This is a genomic window from Jingyaoa shaoxingensis (assembly GCF_014385005.1).
GTDB lineage: Bacteria > Bacillota > Clostridia > Lachnospirales > Lachnospiraceae > Marvinbryantia > Marvinbryantia shaoxingensis.
On record NZ_JACRSZ010000003.1, the window covers coordinates 42,644 to 65,088 of the forward strand.

Sequence of the window (22,445 nt, forward strand, 5' to 3'; positions counted from 1 at the left end):
TTCTAATTATTTATAGTATGCAAATACTCTTCCAAGGAAAAGGTATGATCTTTTTTCCCTAAAAACAGGGTTCCATAATCCCTGCCCTGAAGGAGCTTATGAATAATATGAAAATCTTCTCCGTTGGCAATGATCATATCCGCACCGGATGTGGTAGCGATCTTGGCAGCAGATAACTTGGTACTCATGCCACCGGTACCCACTGCACTGCTGGTATCTTTTCCCATACGCATCAGATTCTCATCCAGATTCTCTACTACATGGATAAATTCTGCATTCGGATTATGGTGTGGATCATCGGTAAATAATCCATCAATATCTGATAACAGAATCAGTAAATCCGCACCTACCAGAGAAGCTACCAGAGCAGACAAAGTATCATTGTCTCCAAACTGAATCTCATAGGTAGATACGGTATCATTTTCATTTACAATTGGAATTGCGCCCAACTTCAATAACTCCTGAAATGTATTGTAGGCGTTCTTCCGGCTTTCATCATTGGTAATGGTATTCTTGGTCATCAGGACCTGTGCCGCCATATGACCATATTCAGAAAAAAGCTTCTGATAGATCATCATCAGCTTTGCCTGCCCAATGGCTGCACATGCCTGTTTTTCCTCTAATTTTTTTGGCTTTTCGTGGAAGCCGACACTGCGACTTCCCACTGCGATGGCTCCGGAGGATACCAGAATCACATCTTTGCCCATATTTTTAATGTTGCAGATTTCTCGGATCAGGATCTCCAGTTTGGTCAGATCCAGTGCACCTGTCTGCGGGTGCGTCAGAGAGGAAGATCCGATTTTAATAATAATTCTGTTTTTATCTTTTAATGTCTCACGGATATTCACGTTCTTCTCTCCCTTGTATTATGCTAAAAATTTAATTTTTCTTAAAATGGCTGCCAGAGTTGCTCCCTTTGGCAGTGCTTCTATCTCAGATTCCCGGATTCCTTTCAGGCGAATCAGGAAGAATCCATAAACAAATATGGCAACAACAACTGCCAGAAGTACTGCAACTGCATTGGCAATATAGAGCAGCATGGAAGAAGGATCACTTCCGCCAGCCAGCAGAATCAGATGATCAATTCCCCAGTAAACAACAAATGCTGCAATGCCCATAAACGCTGAAGAAATCAGTGGAATGATAAACGTCTTCGGTATCTCCTGGCGATAATGGAGATGACGCTTGATTGCCATAGAATTCAGTGCGCAGACAATAAAGGCAAATAAAGTGTTGGCATATACGACACCATAGATGTTCAGGTTAAATTTCTTTAAGAATAAAATCAGTGCTGCCACATGAATCACAAGGGCAATGGCACTGTTCTTGACCGGCTCACGCATACGGCTCATACCCTGCAGCACCGCAGTGGACAGTGTAGAGATGGCGAACAGAACAATCATCAATCCGCCTGCCTGCATAATACCTGCCGGAAGTCTGTGACTGTCGCGGAACAACAGCTGCATAATCGGAGATGCCAGTGCTGCCAGACCCACTGCACACGGAATGGTAATAATCATGGTATAACGCATGGTAGTACGCACTTTCAGTTTGGCATCCCGGTAGTCACCGTTAATCATCGCAGCGGATAATGACGGGACAACGGAAGGAGCCAGAGAAGAGGCCAGAACCAGCGGCACGTTCATCAGAACGTAGAATTTGCCACTGTAAATACCATAGATAATGGTATATTGCTCTTTTGTATATCCCTGTCCGGCAAGAATTGTATTGAAAATCGACTGATCCAGTGTCGGAGTAATATTGTAAATCAGCGTACTGAGCACTACCGGTAAAATGGTCGTGATAATGGCAGCGTAAATGGCACTGTCAGACTCTTTCTTTTTCGTCTGATCATGACGCAGGTATTTACGGTTGGCCTTCTGGAACATACTGTAAACAATGATCAGAAATACCAGAGCAACAGCTACACTGACAACCGTGCCCAGTGTTCCACCTGCTGCCCCAAGTGCCGGTCCCATGGAAGTGTTGCTGCCGCCAATGGAAACACCGTAACGGAATAACAAAGCAGCACCGATAACGGATACAAAAGCATTTATAATCTGTTCGATGATCTGTGAAACCGCTGTCGGCACCATGGATTCATGTCCCTGAAAATATCCCCGGAATACACCGGCAATGGCAAATATGAAAATTGCCGGAGACAGAACACGAAGTGCGTAAGAAGCATTATCTACTTTCATAATGCTTCCACAGATCACACCTGCAAGGAAGAAGGTCAGCAGAGAAATCACACCGCCTGCTATGACAGAAAAACGCATAGCGCAGTGAAATACCTTCTGTGCATTCTTATATTGTCCCTGGTGTAGTCTTTCTGACACCAGTTTGGAAACTGCCAGCGGAAGACTGAAAGTAGAAATCATTAACAAAATAGTATAAATCTGATTGGCAGTGGTATAATATCCGTTTCCCTCATCTCCAAGAATATTGGTCAGGGGAATGCGGTATATCATTCCGATCACTCTGGCAATAATCGATGCCACAGCGAGAATCGTTCCCTGCACTAAATAATTCGATTTGTTTTCTTTATTTTCCACTTAAATGTATCCTCCGCGTTACTCTTTCACTTCAATATTATTTACTGAAAACTGGTATCATCTTTTTTGGTATCCTGTACAATGCATATCCAGGTTTTGCCCTGGTTGATAGCGATCTCATTGCCATCGGCGTCATAATATCTGGCAGGGCCCCAGTCTGAATTCTTCTCCCATGTGGCATGCTGATAGGTTCCCTTTGTGAAAAGAATTGCATCCCCGCCGGAATTGGTGTTGATGTTCAGATATCCGTGATCATCATAATTCTGAATCTCACAGTACTGAATGATGACGTTATCAAAGCTAAGCTGGTTACCTGTAGATTCATCGATCTGTGCAGCACCGGCGGAACGGTCCGGATACTCAGATCTCAGATACTTCTGTGTGGTCTCATCATAATCAAAATATGGATGGTTCGAATACTGATGAGGTACAATATGGGTTGCGGTTCCCTCGGAATAAGTAACTGTCTCTCCATCTGCTGCAAACTTAAAGTGGCCGGTATAGTCATTATCCAGTTCCATACTGTATTCCTTCTTCTCAATACCCTTTAAGATGCCTTCACCACTGGTATAGCAGTTATGCGGAGCCACACGGTCAGAAGTACGGAAGAATACATCTTCTCCTGCATAACCGTTCAGTTCTCCTACGGAATCCTGATACTGCAGACCACTGATGTTGTTTACCATATCAGAGTTCAGAAGATCGTATGCATAAACAGCCTGACCATAGTGTACATAGATAGCATCGAATTCCAGTGCCCAGTCAATATAATAATCACGGCAGCTTCTGACAGGACCGATCTTGTCCAGTCCTTCAACAGTATCATAAATCGCCATCATACGGGTGATCTCGCCTTCTACAGGTGCTTCATAAATTACAGAAGCCTGCTCAATATCGGACTGTGGAAGTGCGTTGATAATATTGTTAATCATAACAGCAACTGGTCTCTGAAGTGCAATTTCAGAATCAGTAAGCTGTCCGGTAAGGTAACTGTGTACCTGTCCGTTCACATCCGGAGTCTCTCGTTCTCCACCGCCTCGTTTAATATCTGTACGCGGATCCTGATGCCAGCTGTCATCATCACTGCTGCTCTTTGCAGAAGCTTCCTCTGTAGAAGACTCTTCTGAGGAATCACTGGAAGATGCACTGTCGTCATAAGATTCTTCAGAATAGGAAGAACCATCATCAGAATAAGATACGTCATCATAATATCCTGTGTCGGAATAAGATCCGTCATCGTAATATCCGGCGTCGGAATAGGAGCCGTCATCATAATATCCTGTGTCAGAATAAGATCCGTCATCATAGTATCCTGTATCGGAGTAGGATCCGTCGTCATAATATTCTTCTGCACAGATCTGGCCTGTTACCAGACAGGAAAATGCAGAAACACCAAGTAAACATACTACAAATTTTTTTCTCATTTGATTGCCTCCTTTTGTCACAATAATCAGTCTCTGTTTATATGCAGGTCATTCAGAATATTTTTCTGCTTTTCTTCCATAACAGCAGCTTCTGCCTCTGTCATATGATCATAACCGATCAGATGATACATGCTGTGGGCCACCAGAAATGCAAATTCTCTTAAAAGAGAATGTCCATATTCTTCTGACTGTACCTTCACATGATCCACGGAGATCACAATATCCCCCAGCATCAGTTCCCCACTGTCCGGATCAAAACTGTCCATCTCTTCTTCCAGAAAATCAAATTCCCCGGCTACAGGGAACTGGGTCATCGGAAATGACAGTACATCCGTTGCACGGTCAATTCCGCGCTGCTGTAAATTAATTTCATGAATAGCATTGTCGTCCGTCAGTGTCAGATCGACCGTTGCCTCATAAGGACATTTTTCTTTGTCAAGAACAGCATTCATCACTCGAAAAGCCACTTCGTGGCAGTCAAATTCAAAATCACAGCTGCATTCTTCCGTCAGGTTCAGTGTCATAATGTTATCCCTTCTGATGAGATGAAGTCTTCTGCTGTCTGGCAGCAGTACGCTTTGTCTGCTTTGCTTCATAATCATCGTATGCTTTTACGATCTTCTGTACCAGAGGATGACGAACAACGTCTTTATTAGTCAGTGTACAGAATTCAATTCCTTCTACTTTACCAAGTACCCTGGTCGCCACATCCAGACCGGACTGTGCACCGAATGGAAGGTCCTTCTGTGTCATATCACCGGTTACAATCACTTTGGATCCAAAACCGATTCGCGTCAGAAACATCTTCATCTGAGCCGGTGTGGTATTCTGTGCCTCGTCCAGAATGATATATGCATTATCCAGTGTCCGTCCTCTCATATAGGCAAGAGGTGCCACTTCAATCAGCCCCTTTTCCATATTCTTCTGGAAACTCTCCGGTCCCATAATCTGATACAGTGCATCATACAACGGACGAAGATACGGGTCTACCTTACTTTGCAGATCTCCAGGCAGAAATCCCAGCTTCTCACCTGCTTCAATGGCAGGTCTGGTCAGAATAATTCTCGCTACTTCTTCATTCTTAAATGCCTGAATGGCCATGGCCATGGCAAGATATGTCTTACCGGTACCTGCAGGTCCGATTCCGAATACGATCATATTCTTACGGATGGCATCGATATATGCCTTCTGTCCGAGCGTCTTTGGTTTGATCTGTTTTCCATTAATGGTATGGCAGATACAGTCTTTGTCTATGTCTACGATTGCGGATTCTTTATCTTCCATGGCAAGTGCCAGTGCATAATCCACGTTTTGCTCTGTGATAGTGTTGCCTGCCTTCGCCAGTGCAGCCAGACTCTCAATGATCTGCGCTGCTTTTCTGGAACTGTATTCACTGCCAAGGACCTTGATATTGCCTTCTCTGGATATAATTGTAACATTCAGGGTCTTCTCAATCCGTTTCACATGCTGGTCAAACTGACCGAAAATGTTTGCCTCCAGACTGGCAGGTATCGTTACAACCGTCTCTATAATACTCATGAATTAGTCCTTTCCTCGTTGTCTTCCACTTGCGTGGCAGGTATGCTTCTGGTCTCTGATATGTATGCCTGATAGTTACAGACGCACTTACAGATGGTCATACCTATTTCTATTTTAACATTTTTTTTGAATATTTGAACCCCTTTTTCTGCATTTTCAGTAATAAATTTCTCCAGGCGCCTTTCCGCCTTATCTTTTGCAGCTTCTTCTGACAGAAAAATACTGTGGGATTCCACTTCATGGCAGATGACTTTTCCCAGGCAGACAGGAAGATAAAAGCCAGGGAAAAGTGATAACTGTGTTTCTTCCACCATAAGATCAGATGACTCAGATGTTTCCTGTATTTTTCCCGTGGAAAATACCTGATTACCGATTTTCAGGTACCAGTTTACCTGTCCCTGATCCGGATAGGTATCTTGCTGCCCGCTTCTTGGAAAGGTGTCTGTGTAAGTTCCGGATGTTTCCATGAGAATATCAGCATCAGCATTCACATAACGGATATTCGCAATCTCACCATCATCATTCGTAACAGGAATAGCACCAGAGACAAGAATATCTCCTTTCCGGATCTGATCTCCTTCCTGAACACAGGACACCCCTTCCCTTGTAACAATATCCAGAATCTTGCCGTCACAGACTGCAACCAGGCTGCTGCCCTCTGAATCAGAAAACCAGACACCCTGATCCATGGTGTAAGCAGAATCTGTATTTTCTTTGATATTGATCTCCAGAAACGTTCCCTGTTTTTTCACTGCTACCCAGGTGATACCTGGAAATGCATTACGAATATCAGCCGCTATTTTTTTACAGTCGATCTTTCTGCTCAGGCTTCCGGGACGAATCTCATTCTGTTCCAGATACGACAGCATCTGCATTGTGGTGATTTCCTGATTCCCGCAGATGTCAATTCTCCAGATATGGATAGAGAGCAAATACAGAAAAAAACAGCACCAGATCCATCCAAGTAGCAGTAACTTGCGTTTTCTGTGCTGTTTCAGAAAAAAAGGCATACCAGACTTCTGTACAATACGGATATGCACACCACTTTTCTTTACCAATCTTTTTATTTTTAAGAAATCACCAGCCATCATAATGGCCGTATAACCGTCCTGGTCCCTGCAAATCCGGCAGAAAGAAATCTCATGATTCACGCACAGATTCAGGAATCTTTCACAGGAATCTCCTGTTATGCGCACCCTCAGGCAGCCGGTCCAGAAAAAATTATGATGAAGCATAGGGATATGTCACCTCTACAGAAACATAACTTTTTGAATTACACCCTCCAGCACCAGTTCCTGGCTGGAATACCGGAGTATCTGAAGTCCCTTTCCACAGATCTCTATCTGGCAGGTCTTACACTGAAGCAAAAGTCTGTTCGAACTGTAGTCAATCATTCTGGTATAATTTTCCAACTTTACCTGATGATTTCCGCAAATCTGAAGATAAGAATATCGTGCAGCCGTATCCTGTGGTATCTGAAAAGCATCCATAGCGGATTTTAAAAGATCCATTTGCTCACCGAAATTCCGGCTTTCTTTAATATATGTGACAGTAATCAGATTATTCCTGATAAAAAATCAGGCCAAACCAGGTAACGGTATGCATATCAGTATAAAATTCAATGTTATATTTATCTGTCAAATTCACAACCAGAATGCCGTAGCTCTCGATACAGGGAATGGCTATATCCGGATGGCGGCAGGCAGCCGGATAAGCACACTGTTCGCAGATCTGGCAGGAATCACCGGATAATGCAAAACAGGATATTTCTGCATCTTTTAAATCCTTCAGGATCTCTCTGGTAATCTCCTCATGGGAGGTTCTGGAAGCAAGTGCCTCTGCAAATATGGAAGAATCCGTCACTTCTGCCTGGGTTGTATAGAGAAGGACATGTCCATAAGAGAGGCATTTCTGTCTGCATTCTTCTACGCTCCCTACTCCCGGCGGACAAGACCATGACTTTCCGTAACGTTCACATTCTGTCTGGCAAATACTGCGCACTTTATCAGAAAAGGTAAGTTCCTGTGTACTGCAGAATGCATACTGAATGATAGGATACTGACTAATGATTGTTTCTATTTTTTCATTTACTGTTTCCATCCTCTGGCTCCTCTACTTGTGATATGGCTCTCCAAACTGAATCCGATAGCCACGGTAAATCTGTTCCAGAAGAATGACTCTCATAAGCTGATGCGGGAAGGTCATATCTGAAAAACTTAATGCACAATCTGCTTTTTGGATAATCCTGTCATCCAGTCCCAGTGACCCGCCGATAAAGAACTGAATATGACTGACGCCTCTGACACCAAGCTGCTCGATATAAGAAGAGAACTTTTCTGATGTCATACGGCGTCCTTGAATGGCAAGCACAATCTTATAAGCATCGTCTCTGGTATACTTTAACAGACGCTCTCCTTCTTTTGCCTTGATCTGATCCACCTCTGTCTGACTGGCATGATCCGGTGTCTTCTCATCTGTCACTTCAATAATCTCCAGCTTGCAATAACGGGACAGACGCTTGGAATACTCAGCTATGGCATCCGCAAAATATTTTTCTTTGATTTTCCCTACACAAAGAATGGTAATTTTCATATATCACCTCTTAAAAAGATCATAAGGAAAAAGGGCTACAGCCCGGAAGCCGCAGTCCTCTTTCTCTGTGTATCTGTGAAGTCACTGAACAGATACGATACTTATTTGTTGCTTAAGAACTCATGGATGCCTTTTGCTGCTGCTTTACCTGCGCCCATGGCCAGAATAACAGTAGCTGCACCTGTAACGGCATCACCACCGGCATAAACACCATCTTTAGATGTCTTACCTGTCTCTTCATCTGCGATGATACATTTGCGTTTGTTTGTATCCAGACCGATTGTTGTAGAAGAAATCAGTGGATTTGGTGAAGTACCAAGGGACATGATAACAGTGTCCACATCCAGTACAAATTCAGATCCAGGAATCACAACCGGACGTCTTCTTCCGGATGCATCCGGCTCGCCAAGTTCCATACGTACACACTTCATACCTGCTACAGCATCATCCTCGTTTACCAGAATCTCAGTTGGATTTGTCAGAAGATCAAAGATTACACCTTCTTCTTTTGCGTGATGTACTTCTTCTGCTCTTGCAGGAAGTTCTGCTTCACTTCTTCTGTACACGATATGTACTTCTGCACCCAGACGAAGTGCTGTTCTTGCAGCATCCATTGCAACGTTACCGCCGCCTACAACAGCAACTTTTTTACCTTTTACGATCGGTGTGTCATAATCTTCACGGAATGCTTTCATCAGGTTGTTTCTGGTCAGGTACTCATTTGCTGAGAAAACGCCCTTTGCTGTTTCTCCAGGAATGCCCATGAACATTGGAAGACCTGCACCGGATCCGATAAATACAGCTTCGAATCCCTCTTCATCCATCAGTTCATCAATTGTGATAGAACGTCCGATGATAACATTTGTTTCGATCTTAACACCAAGAGATTTTACATTTTCTACTTCTTTGGCAACAACGTCCAGTTTTGGAAGACGGAATTCAGGGATACCATAAACCAGTACACCGCCTGCCTCGTGAAGTGCTTCGAAAATAGTTACATCGTAACCAAGTTTTGCCAGATCACCTGCACAGGTAAGTCCGGAAGGACCGGAACCGATAACTGCAACTTTCTTTCCGTTTTTCTCTGCAGCAGGAGTTGGCTTGATGCCGTTCTCTCTTGCCCAGTCTGCTGTGAAACGTTCCAGTTTACCGATGGATACAGCTTCACCTTTGATACCACGGATACATTTACCTTCACACTGGCTCTCCTGTGGGCATACACGGCCACAGATTGCAGGAAGTGCGGAAGATTCGGAAATTACTTTATAAGCTTCTTCAAAATTTCCTTCTTTTACCTGATGGATAAATCCAGGAATATTGATGCTTACAGGACATCCTTCTACACATTTTGCTTTTTTACAGTTTAAGCATCTGGAAGCTTCTTCCATTGCTTCTTCTTTGTTATATCCAAGACATACTTCGTCAAAATTAGTTGCTCTGACCTGTGGATCCTGTTCTCTGACAGGAACTTTCTTTAATACATCTGCCATTATTTGTCACCTCCACAATTTCCACATCCGCCGTGATGTGTTTCACCTTCATGCAGTTTTAATAAAGCACGGCCTTCTTCTGTCTTGTAGAGCGCCTGTCTCTTCATTGCTGCATTGAAATCGATTTTATGACCGTCGAATTCCGGACCGTCTACGCAAGCGAATTTCACTTCATCTCCTACCATAACTCGACAGGCTCCGCACATACCAGTACCGTCTACCATGATCGGATTCATGCTGACAACCGTCGGGATGTTTAACTTCTGAGTCGTCAGGCAGCAGAATTTCATCATGATCATCGGTCCGATGGAAACACAGTGATCATAGGTCTTACCTTCTTTTGTTACCAGATCTTCGATTACTTTTGTAACCATACCGCTTCTTCCGTAAGAACCGTCATCTGTTGTGATATAAAGATTGCCGGCTACTTCCTGCAGTTCTTTTTCCAGAATAACCAGATCTTTGGTCTTGGCACCAACGATAACATCTACGTCTACGCCATGTTCATGGAGCCACTTTACCTGTGGGTAAACAGGAGCGGTTCCCACACCACCGGCAACGAAAAGAATTTTTTTCTTCTTTACTTCTTCCAGCGGCTCTGTGCATAAATCAGATGGCTGTCCAAGAGGTCCTACGAAATCGCGGAAAAAATCTCCGGTCTGAAGAGTTGCGAACTTCTCTGTAGATGCTCCGATTGGCTGGAATACAATAGTAATTGTTCCTGCTTCGCGGTCATAATCGCAAATGGTAAGTGGAATTCTTTCGCCTACTTCATCTTTTTTCACGATGACAAACTGTCCCGGCAGGCAGTGTTTTGCAACACGAGGAGCTTCTACAACCATCTTGTAGATGTTGCCGGCAAGCTTGCCTGCTTCTAAAATCTTGTACATATATATATCCTCCTTCATATTATGCCTTTACAGGCTAAAGTCCAAAACTTCTTCAATAATACTTCATTTCCTCATTTTCGTCAATATTTTGTTAAAATTTTAGACATTTTCATCTACATACTGTTCGAATTCTTCCATAGACATCAGCACTTTTCTTGGCTTGGTGCCCTCTTCCGGGCCAACCACGCCCGCTTCTGAGAGCTGATCCATGATGCGCGCCGCACGATTGAAACCTATCTTAAAGACTCTTTGCAGCATACCGATGGAAGCTTTATCTTTCTCAATGATAAACTTGCCTGCCTGTACGAAGTTGCTGTCCAGTTCGCTTCCTCCTGTTGCTCCTCCCATAGATAACGGACTGCTCTGCGCCACGGTATTCATACGTGCCTCCATCTGTCTGGTATAGGCAGTCATATCGTTTTTCTGCGTCAGGAATTCCGTCACTTTGCTGACTTCAGCATCTGAGACAAAGGATCCCTGTACACGGACTGGTTTGGAATAACCCTGAGGGTAAAAGAGCATATCACCTTTTCCCAGCAGTTTTTCCGCTCCTGTCATATCCAGAATGGTTCTGGAGTCTACACCACTGGTTACTGAGAATGCAATTCGTGATGGCATATTCGCCTTAATCAGGCCTGTGATAACATTCACTGACGGACGCTGTGTGGCAATGATCAGATGAATCCCGGCTGCTCTGGCAAGCTGAGCCAGACGGCAAATGGCATCTTCCACTTCTCCCGGTGCCACCATCATCAGATCAGCAAGCTCGTCTACAATAATGACGATCTGTGGAAGCTTCTTGGGTTTATCCGTTGCATTCACATCATCCAGCGCTTCTACTTTCGCATTGTAACCCTTCAAATCACGGACCCCGGCATTGGCAAACAGCTCATAACGCTTTGTCATCTCTGCCACACCCCAGTTCAAAGCACCGGATGCCTTTTTCGGATCCGTGACAACCGGGATAAACAGATGTGGAATACCATTGTATACACTCAGTTCCACAACCTTCGGGTCAATCATAATCAGTTTTACATCTTCCGGATCTGCCTTGTAGATAATGCTCATAATCAGTGTATTAATGCAAACAGACTTACCGGAACCGGTGGCACCTGCAATCAGTAGATGCGGCATCTTGGCTATATCCGTCACAACAGTTTTTCCGGCAATATCTTTACCGACTGCAAAGGAAAGATTGGATTTGGCATTCTGGAATTCATCGGATTCCAGAAGTTCACGAAGATAAACAGCACTGTTTTCCTTATTAGGAACTTCAATCCCCACCGCCGCCTTTCCGGGGATCGGTGCTTCAATACGAATATCCTCTGCAGCCAGATTCAGCTTGATATCATCTGCCAGATTGACAATTTTACTGACCTTCACTCCCTGTTCAGGCTGAAGTTCATATCTGGTGACTGCCGGGCCGCAGCTTACATTCGTCACTGTTACATTTACTCCAAAGCTGTGAAGCGTATCCTGAAGCTTTCTTGCTGTCTCTGTCACTTCATCATTGGTGTTGCCGCCAGATGATGAAGCTGGCTTTTTCAGGAGATCCAACGGAGGAAAAACATATTCCGCCTTTTCTACAGATTCATTCTGTTTGATCTCCTCTGCCACGCTGTCCACAGCCTGTTCCTGTTCTTCTTTGGAGGAATGCGGATTCTTAATCTTTGTTTTTGCTGTTATCTCTTCGGAAGCTGTTTCTTTTTCTATGGCGGATTTTTCTGTATGCTTTTCAATATCTTTATCTGCCAGCCTGACTACATCTTTGTGTTCTGCCGGAATGCTTCTGTCTTCTACCGGCATCTCCGGCATAGAGAATGATTCCGGCCTAGATACTGTATCTGCGGAAGCTGCCACTACAGGCTGTACTCTGTGAACTATTTCAGCATCAGGAGATGATGAAGAAATCACCTGTGAACTGCCATTTCTCTGAATTGTAAACTGCAGTTCCGGAAGACCATCTTCCTTATTCTGTAAAGGCTTCTCCTTAACAGTTGTATGTTCTGCCTTTGCCTGAATGACCTTAGGCTTTTCCTGTCTTGGTGGAAGCTCCGGCACTGATTCCTCTGCTGCTTTTGCATTGGCCGGGTCCAACATCACTGTTGCATGTCCGGAAGACTTCGGGATCTTTGGCACAACTTCATGAATCTCTTCTGCAACCGGAAGTCCCATACCAAAAGTAGTATTCGTACTGACTCCTGTTACCACGCGCTGTCTTCTCGGCTCCCGAATTTCTCTGGACAGATCCTGATTAGCTGACTTCATTTCTTCGATCTCTCTTTGCATCTGCATCTGCTTCTGAAGATGTGCTCTTTTTCTTTTCTGCTGATTCAGCTCTCTGCGCATCTGCTTCCTGGTATGTGCCTGTCCTATGGCACTTCCGCTTTCTGCACAAATACTGTCAAACAGAGTATGGCCTGTCAGAAGAATCATACCGATAATAAAAAGTACAATGTTGCAGATCCAGGTTCCAATCTCTCCTACAATTGGATGAAATAACTGATAAACTGCGGCTCCCGCCATACCTCCGCCATTTCTGTTCTCCATACAGGATTGATAATACTCGACAAGTGATATCTGTGATGACACCGGGTTAGATACCAACGCAAAAAAACAGCTCAGTGAAATCATCAGAACCAGGGCTGCAATCACCTTGAGCCATGCCTGCAGGCTGCCATGATTGGCAATCAGAAGCGTCATGACCAGGAACAGAAAAAATGGCATAATATATGCCATCATGCCAAATAGTCCAAAGAAAAATCCGCTGATGGATCTTCCAATGATTCCACCTGCATGAAAAGTGTTCCCCAAAAAGAAAATAATACAGAACGCAAGCAGAAGCCAGAGAAATATCTCTGCTGACAGCGGCGTTCTTTTCTTTCTGGAAATGTCAGGGACATCAATCTCAGAACGCCGTCTTCTGTTTGATTCCGTACCGGAGGAAGCATTCTTTTTTCTCACACTCTGTTTTCCAGATGCAGATGTGATCCGTTTCTTCCTGGTATCTGAGGAAGTGTTTGTTTTTTTATTGCTGTCTTGGCCTTTGGAAATTCTGGTTGGCTTTGACGTCGATATTTTTTCTTCTTTTGTCTGAGCAGTTGCTGTCTTTTTCTTTGTTGCCATATTTTCTCCCTTAAAATACTATCCTATCTGGTTGCAATATATGCGATAATTGAGACACTGCCGACGATCAGGCAGTATATTGCAAATCCCCTGAATTTTTTCTTTCTTACGATCTTCAGCATTTTTTTGATACAGAAATATCCCACAATTCCTGCCACTGCTGCTCCGATAAAAAATATGAAAAACTGCGCCACACTGACATGACTGCTTCCCATCTGTGTGAGTTCCAGAATGGCTGCTCCCAAAATGGCTGGAATAGCCATAATAAATGAATATTTTACGGCAAATCGCTTATCATATCCACTGATCAGACTGGCTGCAATGGTCGTCCCGGATCTGGACAACCCCGGAAGCGTACTGATCCCCTGTGCAATACCGATCAGAAATGCACTGGTAAAACTGATATCTTTCGGAATCTTTTTGCCTGATTCTGCTGCATCGGCAATGATTAGAAGCACCGCTGTCATAATCAGACCGATTCCAGGTGCCAGCAGGGAATCATAAGCCAGATTCACCAGGTCTCTTGCAGTATAGCCGATCACAGCAGTAGGGATTGTCGCACACAGAATCATCACTACAAATCGCCGGTAATTATTATGTAAAATCTTCTTATACCGTACGGCATCTTTTTCTTTCTTATTATGAATGAGGATCGAACCGTTCCTGCCAATGTCTGAAATCATTCGGACTGTCTCACCGATCATTCGCAGAATATCTTTATAGAATACTGCACAGATCGCAAAGAAAGTCCCAAGATGCAGCATTACATCAAAGAGAAGTCCGCCGTCTGTCTGTATTCCGAATAGATTCCGCAGAATCGCCAGATGTCCCGAACTGCTGATTGGCAAAAATTCTGTGACGCCCTGCACGATTCCCAAAATAACGGACTGTATAAGTGTCATATTGTTCTCCTTATCCCTGCATACATGATTTCAGATTATAGCATAAAAATCCGTATGATACAAATATCATTGTATCATATCGTGTATTTTCTGTAATGCCAGGGATATTCCTCCTACCTCATTGATAATATGTTCTTCCACTGCCTGGCTTCCCACCAGAATGGTTCCCAGATCTTTGGTCAGCATACCGGTATCCAGCATTAACTGCTCCAGACGTTCTCTTTCGGCACCGCAGTGTGATGCGATAAAGCCCAGAATCCGGTTTTGCATCTGCCTGAAGTAATCATAAGTCTGCGGAGCCCCAATCACGGTTCCATTCATACGGACAGGGTGAATCACCATGGTACCGGTAGCTACAATAAAAGAATAATCTGTGGAAACAGCAATCGGAACACCGATGGAATGGCTGCCACCCAAAACCAGTGATACGGTTGGTTTACTTAAAGATGCTATCATCTCAGCAATAGCAAGCCCGGCTTCCACATCGCCGCCTACTGTATTCAGCAGAACCAAGACTCCCTGAATATCCCTGCTGTCTTCAATTGCTGCAAGCTGTGGCAGCAGATGCTCATATTTGGTCGTTTTACTGGTAGAAGGAAGGCACTCATGCCCTTCGATTTCACCAATAATGGAAATCAGATGAATATGGTGATCCAGAACCGCCTGTCCGAATTCCTTCACAGATTCATCCCTTTTCTCTTGTTTGTCAGCTGTCGTTTCCTGTTCCTTTTTCTTTTCTTCCATGTCATACCTCATACATTTTCTTTTTAGTATGCCGTATAACGGTGAGACTTATTCATCCTGTATGACAAGAAATCCCCCTATCAGTTTGGGCTGATAAAGGGATTTGTTTTGTTATTTTATCAGGAAAGAGGATAAGTATAAAAATATTCCTCTTCCAGATCATGTACCATCTTAATATACATATCTCTGCACTCTTCCATCTGATCTGACTCGATCATGTGAATACACGGATTCAGATAAGTATCCCAGATATGGCGGTATACTTCTTCCTTCTGTCCGGAACGATTGATATGCTTCACAATTGTCGGTGCCACATCGTAATACTCATGGATCACTGCTTCGCCGTCTTCCTGACTCATCAGATAGTTATCACGATACTCCCGCAATAATGTCAGTTCGTAACAGTCATCTGGCTTTCCAAAGGTCTCGCAGACAGCTGTAGTAATATAACACCATTTGTGCTGAAAACCTGCCTGAATCTCATCCACATTAGCAGCGGAAATATTACTCTCCGGGAACCTCTCCTTCCATGCAGTAAGAATCTGTTCCTCCAGTGGACGCACACACTGACCGTCGTATTTTTTCAGTGACGGAAGAAAATATACTACCATAAATAGATTCAGGTTCATGGAAACCTGAGCTTTTTTGGCTTTCTTTTTTTCCCGTCCAAGAAGAGAAACTGCTTTTCCTGCCACAGCTTCTGCCATGTTCTTTATGTACTGTTCCTTGTCAATTGCGTTATGATAGCCATCTTCCAGCGCCTGATATGCCGGGAAATGTGACTCATAGAACTGTGTAAAGGCGTCCATGTAATATTTTTTATGAAACCTGTCCAGTAGTTGGTCCATATTGTCAAAAACATCTTCCATTCCGTGAAGGGCGGTCAGATATGTATTCTCCATAATTATTCCTCCAGATTGGTGTACACGTTCTGTACATCATCATCTTCATCAAGAAGATCCAGGGTTCTCTGTAAATTCTTCAGCATAGTTTCATCAGTAAGTGCCACATAATTCTGTGGAATCATCGTTACTTCAGCAGATGCCATAGCAATACCTTCTTTTTCCAGAGTTTCTCTGACTGTGCTGAATTCATCTGGATCAGTAATAATTTCAAAACTGTCTTCTTCGTCTGAGAAGTCTTCTGCACCTGCATCCAGAGCAATCATCATCAGATCATCGGCGTCCATATCACATTCTTCCTTGTCAATGATGATCTGGCCTTTCTTATCAAAGCTGTAAGATACACAGCCTGGTGTTCCGATGCTTCCGCTTCCCTTGGTAAAAGCGCTTCTTACATTGGCAGCAGTACGATTCTTATTGTCTGTCAGGGCATCTACAATGATTGCAATTCCGCCCGGTCCGTATCCTTCGTAGGAAACATACTCATAGTTTACAGAGTTAGCATCACCAGCTGCCTTCTTAATACCGCGGTCGATGGTATCATTTGGCATATTGTTTGCTTTTGCCTTGGCAATGACATCACGCAGTCTACTGTTGTTAGCAGGATCTGCACCGCCCTCTTTTACTGCAACGGCAATTTCACGGCCGATGATCGTAAAAATCTTTCCCTTAGCTGCATCATTCTTTTCCTTTTTGTGCTTGATATTTGCGAACTTTGAATGTCCTGACATAATAATTTTTCTCCTTTATTCCTGTGTTTTTACAACATTGGTTCCTTCCGGAAGCCTCTGTACTTTTACTGTTTCAATCATCTTATTGGCAACTTTTTCAATCTGAAACAGATATCCGTTTGCCTGTATTTGGGAGTGTTCATCCTCATCTGGTATCTTATCCAGCTTAGAGATCAGATAACCGTTCAGTGTCTCAAATTCTGTTTCACCAAATTCCGTTCCCAGTTCTTCTTCTACCTGCTCTAGAGGTGCCAGACCTGAAATCAGGTATGTATGCTGATCCAGCTTCTGGATAAGTGGTTCATCATTATCGTATTCGTCCTGAATATTTCCGACTATCACCTCAAGAATATCTTCCATCGCCACGAGACCGGCTGTTTGTCCATATTCATCTGCAATGATCACCATCTGAAGCTTCTGAGACTGCATCATCTGAAAAAGGCTAGTTACTTCCTTCGTCTCAGGAATAAACACTGCTTCTCTGAGAAGCCCTTTGATATCACGGATTTTCCAGTCTGCAAATCCCTTCTGCGTCATATATCTCATTGCGTCTTTTAAAAACAGAATTCCGATTACATTATCCATGTTTTCTTCATAAACCGGAAATCTGGAATGACTGTCATTTAACATAAAATCAAGGGCATCCTTCAGCGTCATCTCACAATCAATTCCTACAATATGACGTCTGTGAGTCATCACATCCTGTGCCTGCTTGCTGGCAAGATCAAAAATGTTCTTGATCATCTCTGATTCATCTGACCGAATGATTCCCTGCTGACATCCTTCCTCAACCATAGAGACAATCTCGCTCTGGAATTCCTCTTCTGTAGGAGTGGAAATTCCAAATTGCTGGGCAAGACGCTCCATAAAAGACTTTGACAATTTTGTACATCCTTTCTATTTATCATAGATTCATCGTTTAAATATAACATTGATCTGCTGTTTCGTCAAGACAGGTATGTACCTAATTCAAGACTGACCATCAGTGCCGCATCGATTTTTTTCAGAATTCCTTCATCCAGATGGCAGACTTTATCCTTCAGTCTGGACTTATCGATGGTACGGAGCTGTTCCAGCAGTATGACAGAATCTTTCACGATATGGTATCTGGCAGCATCGATCTCTATGTGGGTTGGCAGCTTTGCCTTATTCATTCTGGATGTAATGGCTGCAACAATCACCGTCGGACTGTATCTGTTGCCGATGTCATTCTGGATAACCAGGACCGGCCGGATACCGCCCTGTTCCGATCCGATCACTGGTCTGAGATCTGCATAAAATATATCACCTCTGCGAATAACCAAATTAAGTCACACTCCATTTTTCTATTTATCCGGATGGCTGGAGTATTTCCAATCTTTTTTCGATTATGCATCTGCTCTACTATATGTGAAAAAAACTTTTTGGTAACTTTTCATGATTTGTCTGTTATTTTCCGCCGCCAAGGTACACACGAGGGACACGTTTGCTGACACAACAGACAAATTCATACGGAAATCGTCCACACAGATCTGACAATTCCTCTACCGTAATCTCTTCCTCCTGATCCCGTCCAAGAAGTGTCACCTCATCTCCTCTGGATACATCCGGAATGTCAGTTACATCTGCCATAAACTGATCCATACAGATTCTTCCCAGTATTTGTGCCCTTTTCCCATGGATCAGCACACTGGCTTTACCGGAAAGCATTCGTGGATAACCGTCGGCGTATCCAGTTGGAATGGTTGCTATCTTCATCTTCTTTGGAGTTACAAATGTGCCACCATAGCTGATCTGTTCCCCCGCTTCTACTTCTTTTACAAAAGCAACGCCAGACTTCCATGACATAACTGGTTTCAGCGGGATCTTTTCTTTCTGTACCTCATCAGATGGATAGATGCCATATATGGTAATTCCTGCCCGTACCACATCCAGATTAGCGTAAGGCATGTCGATAATCCCCGCACTGTTAGAACAATGGCAGACCGGAATAGATACGCCCCAGTCCTGAAGCTGTCTGTGAAAATCCATGTAACGGCGGAACTGTCTGTCTGCATAAATCTTATCTGTTTCATCTGCCCTGGCAAAATGCGTAAACATTCCCTCGATCTGTAAAGACTCCATCTGGCTGATTTTGCAAATAACAGCAGCACTTTTCTGAGTATCTTTAAATCCGATCCGATTCATGCCTGTATCCAGTGCAATATGGATTTTGGCTTTTTTATGAAGCTGTTCTGCATAATCTGCAATCTTTTCTGCCGTTTCCAGATCAAATACCGGCATTCTGACTTCCCTGTCAATCAGTTCTTCATAGTGATCTTCAAATACATATCCAAGAACCAGAATTGGTTTCTGAATTCCCGCATCACGAAGCTCCAGTGCCTCCTCTGCGGTTGCGGTGGCAAATCCCCAGATATAAGGGAAAGTCTCCAGGAAACGTCCAACCGTAACTGCCCCATGTCCATAGGCATCTGCCTTGATGACTGCGATCATTTGTGTACCTTCCCTGATATTTTTTCTCATCGATTCAAAATTATATGCAATCGCATCCAGATCCACGGTTACATACGTTCTGCTATAACTGTTCATGATGCCCCTTTCATTCTATACCATATAAAATTCGATCTGCGATATCACCTGCCATCATGGAATAGGTCCCACGCTCTTTCCTGACAGTGTCGCCTGCCAGTCCATGGACATATACCCCCAGTCTTGCAGCCTCAAAAAGATCCATCTTCTGTGCGAGAAATGCACCGATCACCCCGGTAAGCACATCCCCGCTTCCGCCAGTTGCCATTCCATGATTCCCGGTATTGTTTATATATTCATCCAGACCATCCGTCACAACCGTATGACTGCCTTTTAATACTGTGACCAGATGATGCTCCCGTGCATAATCCAAGGCTATTTTGCTACGATGTTCCTGTATCTCCTTTACCGGAATGCCCGTAAGACGGCTCATTTCCATAGGATGGGGTGTCACAACAAACGAATCTTGAGCCAGCTTATACCATTGAGGATGAGATGCCAGGAGATTAAGAGCATCTGCATCCAGTACCTTAGGAAGTCTGTTTTTTAATATTGTCTGCAGAATTTCTCCCGCACATGTCGATTTTCCCAACCCAGGTCCTGCTGCCACGGCTGTTATCCCCTGAAGCGCAGTCTCAAGCTGAGATCTGTCCCACCGCTCAGGCTGATAGGTGATCAATACTGCCTCAGGCAGAAGTTCCTGCAAAATCACACGGTTACATTCTTCCGTATAGATGTAGACCAGTCCCACGCCGCTGCGGTAGGCCGCTTTTCCCGCAAGATAAGCTGCTCCACACATATTACGGCTGCCGGCAGCCAGCAGAAGCTTTCCATAGTCGCCCTTATTGGAATCTTCATATCTTGGTGGCAGCTTTTCTTTCAGTTCCCATTCTTCATATGATTGTATCTGCATTTATTCTCCAAAAGAAAGGCTGCCAAATCCATTCACGGAATGTCCCGGAAATCCTCTGGCAGCATTGCTTTTTATTTCTTTTTGTCTTTTCTGTTAATATTATAAGATAACTGCATCAGACTCTCTGACAAATGCACATTCTCTACTACAATATCAGACGGCAAATCCAGATCCGTATGAGCAAAATTCCAGATTGCCTTGACACCACCTTTTACCAACAGAGGCGCGATCTCTTCTGCTCCGGTCTTTGGCAGTGTCAGCGTTGCAATATCAATGTCATGTGAATTCAGAAAAGCCGGCAATTTATCATCTGTCATAATCTGTATACCACGTATGGTTGTTCCTTCCAGATCAGGATTGGTATCAAAAATTCCTATAATACGAAATCCACGTTTTTCGAATTTTACATAGTTAGCAATTGCCTGTCCCAGATGTCCTGCACCGATAATGATCATATTGTATGTCTTGTCAAGCCCAAGGATTTTTCCGATCTCATTGTAAAGATATTTTACATTGTATCCATATCCCTGCTGCCCGAATCCGCCAAAATTATTCAAATCCTGACGGATCTGTGATGCAGTAACCTGCATTCTGTCACTTAATTCATTTGATGAAATACGCTCCACTTTGTGTTCCAGTAATTCGCCCAGATATCGGTAGTAGCGTGGAAGACGCTTTATTACGGCTTTTGAAATTTCCCGTTCCTGCACTGATTCGTCACCCCCGTAAATTGAATTTTAATACTTTTCTTTCAGTATACATTACTGTTAAATACTTGTCAATTAACGAGATGCTGTAATAAATACATGATAAATCGCACGGGTTGCTTTCTCAAAATCTTTTTCATTGACACCGATGATAATATTCAACTCACTGGATCCCTGATCAATCATACGAATATTAATATCCTCTTTTGCAAGAGCCGCAAACAGCTTGCCCGCAGTACCTTCCGTAGACTTCATACCTCTTCCCACTACTGCAATCAATGCAATATTGGAATGAATTTCCAGAAAATCAGGATCCACACTACGGTGAAGTCCTGCCAGGATCTTCTGTTCTTTTTCTTCAAAATCAGACTGCTGTACAAACACACTCATGGTATCAATACCGGAAGGCATATGTTCAAAGGATAATCCATTCTCTTCAAAAACACTTAACACTCTTCTGCCAAATCCAATCTCCGTATTCATACGGTCCTTTTCCAGATTGACAGAAGCAAATCCCTTCTTGCCAGCAATACCGGTGATGGTATACTTTGGTTTCTTACAGGTGCTCTCTACAATCAGGGTACCAGGTGCAGATGGATCATTGGTATTCTTGATATTAATTGGAATACCTTCTCTTCTGACCGGGAAAATTGCTTCATCATGAAGTACAGACGCTCCCATATAAGCAAGTTCACGCAGTTCACGGTATGTGATAATCTCAATCGGTTCCGGATTCTCTACAATATGTGGATCCGTTACAAGGAATCCTGATACATCGGTCCAGTTCTCATACAGATCTGCTTTCACTGCACGTGCAACAATAGATCCGGTAATATCGGATCCACCTCTGGAAAATGTCTTAATCGTTCCGTTTGGCATAGCACCATAAAAACCGGGAATGACTGCACAGTCTGTCTTCTCCAGCCGCAGACTCAGAATATTATTGGTCTTCTCGGAATCAAATTCTCCGTCTTCATCAAAAAAGATCACTTCTGCCGCATCGATAAATTCAAATCCAAGATAATTTGCCATAATGATACCATTCAGATATTCTCCTCTGGATGCCGCATAATTCACGCCTGCACCATTTTTGAAGTATTCATAAATCTTATCAAATTCCTTATCCAGTGAAAGGTCCAGGTGTAATCCTTCAATAATCTCGTTATATCTCTCATGGATCTTATCCAGTTTTTCTTCAAAATTACTTCCGCTCACTGCGGTATCATAGCAATCATAAAGCATATCAGTGACCTTGGTATCTCCACTGAAACGTTTGCCCGGAGCGGATGGAATCACATATCTTCTGTGTTTGTCTGCTGTAATAATACTTTTTACCTTACTGAATTGCTGTGCACTTGCCAGCGAACTTCCTCCGAACTTTACTACTTTTTTCATACGAAATCCTCCTATGTATCGCTTCAA

Annotated in this window: 22 protein-coding genes; all 22 read right to left on the reverse strand. The window is 43.5% G+C overall.

All coding sequences use genetic code 11. The features are described from left to right. Positions 1-2 precede the first annotated feature (2 nt). The 22 genes from proB to H8716_RS04220 all read right to left on the reverse strand — a co-directional run bounded on the left by proB (position 3) and on the right by H8716_RS04220 (position 22,418). Positions 3-848, reverse strand: coding sequence for a glutamate 5-kinase (gene proB, locus H8716_RS04115; protein WP_249307255.1), 846 nt, complete (start codon positions 846-848; stop codon positions 3-5). An 18-nt stretch (positions 849-866) separates the two neighbouring features. Continuing rightward, positions 867-2,555, reverse strand: coding sequence for a putative polysaccharide biosynthesis protein (locus H8716_RS04120; RefSeq protein WP_249307256.1), 1,689 nt, complete (start codon positions 2,553-2,555; stop codon positions 867-869). Between the two features lie 41 nt (positions 2,556-2,596). Beyond that, a complete protein-coding gene (locus H8716_RS04125; protein ID WP_249307257.1) occupies positions 2,597-3,979 on the reverse strand; it encodes a DUF3048 domain-containing protein in 1,383 nt (460 codons plus the stop codon). A gap of 26 nt (positions 3,980-4,005) precedes the next feature. Continuing rightward, positions 4,006-4,503 carry an rRNA maturation RNase YbeY gene (ybeY, locus tag H8716_RS04130; protein ID WP_249307258.1) on the reverse strand — a complete coding sequence of 166 codons (498 nt, stop codon included), beginning with the start codon at positions 4,501-4,503 and terminating at the stop codon, positions 4,006-4,008. Positions 4,504-4,507: 4 nt separating this feature from the next. Further along, on the reverse strand, positions 4,508-5,518 hold the full coding sequence (locus H8716_RS04135; protein ID WP_249307259.1) for a PhoH family protein: 1,011 nt from the start codon (positions 5,516-5,518) through the stop codon (positions 4,508-4,510). Continuing rightward, positions 5,515-6,753: a sporulation protein YqfD gene (locus H8716_RS04140; protein ID WP_249307260.1), complete on the reverse strand. Its 1,239-nt coding sequence runs from the start codon at positions 6,751-6,753 to the stop codon at positions 5,515-5,517. Before H8716_RS04140 ends, H8716_RS04135 begins: the two co-directional genes overlap by 4 nt. 15 nt (positions 6,754-6,768) lie before the next feature. Continuing rightward, complete coding sequence (locus H8716_RS04145) at positions 6,769-7,029, reverse strand: YabP/YqfC family sporulation protein (protein WP_249307261.1); 261 nt, start codon at positions 7,027-7,029, stop codon at positions 6,769-6,771. Positions 7,030-7,078: 49 nt separating this feature from the next. Then, positions 7,079-7,618, reverse strand: a complete 540-nt coding sequence (locus H8716_RS04150; protein WP_249307262.1) for a DUF2284 domain-containing protein — start codon at positions 7,616-7,618, stop codon at positions 7,079-7,081. Positions 7,619-7,630: 12 nt separating this feature from the next. Further along, on the reverse strand, positions 7,631-8,110 hold the full coding sequence (rlmH, locus tag H8716_RS04155) for a 23S rRNA (pseudouridine(1915)-N(3))-methyltransferase RlmH (RefSeq protein WP_249307263.1): 480 nt from the start codon (positions 8,108-8,110) through the stop codon (positions 7,631-7,633). Positions 8,111-8,211: 101 nt separating this feature from the next. Further along, positions 8,212-9,600: an NADPH-dependent glutamate synthase gene (gene gltA / locus H8716_RS04160; RefSeq protein ID WP_249307264.1), complete on the reverse strand. Its 1,389-nt coding sequence runs from the start codon at positions 9,598-9,600 to the stop codon at positions 8,212-8,214. Beyond that, positions 9,600-10,490 (reverse strand): sulfide/dihydroorotate dehydrogenase-like FAD/NAD-binding protein, encoded by an 891-nt coding sequence (locus H8716_RS04165; RefSeq protein ID WP_249307265.1) that lies wholly within the window; start codon positions 10,488-10,490, stop codon positions 9,600-9,602. The genes gltA and H8716_RS04165 overlap by 1 nt, the downstream gene beginning before the upstream one ends. 99 nt (positions 10,491-10,589) lie before the next feature. Next, positions 10,590-13,616: a DNA translocase FtsK gene (locus tag H8716_RS04170; protein ID WP_249307266.1), complete on the reverse strand. Its 3,027-nt coding sequence runs from the start codon at positions 13,614-13,616 to the stop codon at positions 10,590-10,592. Positions 13,617-13,639: 23 nt separating this feature from the next. Continuing rightward, positions 13,640-14,518, reverse strand: a complete 879-nt coding sequence (locus tag H8716_RS04175) for an undecaprenyl-diphosphate phosphatase (protein ID WP_249307267.1) — start codon at positions 14,516-14,518, stop codon at positions 13,640-13,642. A gap of 66 nt (positions 14,519-14,584) precedes the next feature. Continuing rightward, the gene (locus tag H8716_RS04180; RefSeq protein WP_283242959.1) at positions 14,585-15,262 is read right to left on the reverse strand and encodes a ClpP family protease; all 678 of its coding nucleotides are present in this window, start codon (positions 15,260-15,262) and stop codon (positions 14,585-14,587) included. 119 nt (positions 15,263-15,381) lie between these two features. Beyond that, entirely contained in the window at positions 15,382-16,164 is a 783-nt protein-coding gene (locus H8716_RS04185; RefSeq protein ID WP_249307269.1) for a CFI-box-CTERM domain-containing protein, read from the reverse strand. Positions 16,165-16,166: 2 nt separating this feature from the next. Then, on the reverse strand, positions 16,167-16,895 hold the full coding sequence (locus tag H8716_RS04190; RefSeq protein ID WP_249307270.1) for a YebC/PmpR family DNA-binding transcriptional regulator: 729 nt from the start codon (positions 16,893-16,895) through the stop codon (positions 16,167-16,169). A 15-nt stretch (positions 16,896-16,910) separates the two neighbouring features. Then, on the reverse strand, positions 16,911-17,777 hold the full coding sequence (locus H8716_RS04195) for a hemolysin family protein (RefSeq protein WP_249307271.1): 867 nt from the start codon (positions 17,775-17,777) through the stop codon (positions 16,911-16,913). 65 nt (positions 17,778-17,842) lie between these two features. Next, complete coding sequence (locus H8716_RS04200; protein ID WP_249307272.1) at positions 17,843-18,199, reverse strand: type II toxin-antitoxin system PemK/MazF family toxin; 357 nt, start codon at positions 18,197-18,199, stop codon at positions 17,843-17,845. 124 nt (positions 18,200-18,323) lie between these two features. Then, on the reverse strand, positions 18,324-19,463 hold the full coding sequence (gene alr, locus H8716_RS04205; protein ID WP_249307273.1) for an alanine racemase: 1,140 nt from the start codon (positions 19,461-19,463) through the stop codon (positions 18,324-18,326). 10 nt (positions 19,464-19,473) lie between these two features. Next, entirely contained in the window at positions 19,474-20,316 is an 843-nt protein-coding gene (locus H8716_RS04210; RefSeq protein WP_249307274.1) for an NAD(P)H-hydrate dehydratase, read from the reverse strand. 71 nt (positions 20,317-20,387) lie between these two features. Further along, positions 20,388-21,026, reverse strand: coding sequence for a redox-sensing transcriptional repressor Rex (locus tag H8716_RS04215; RefSeq protein ID WP_249307275.1), 639 nt, complete (start codon positions 21,024-21,026; stop codon positions 20,388-20,390). A gap of 72 nt (positions 21,027-21,098) precedes the next feature. Next, positions 21,099-22,418 carry an aspartate kinase gene (locus H8716_RS04220; RefSeq protein ID WP_249307276.1) on the reverse strand — a complete coding sequence of 440 codons (1,320 nt, stop codon included), beginning with the start codon at positions 22,416-22,418 and terminating at the stop codon, positions 21,099-21,101. Between the last annotated feature and the right edge of the window lie 27 nt (positions 22,419-22,445).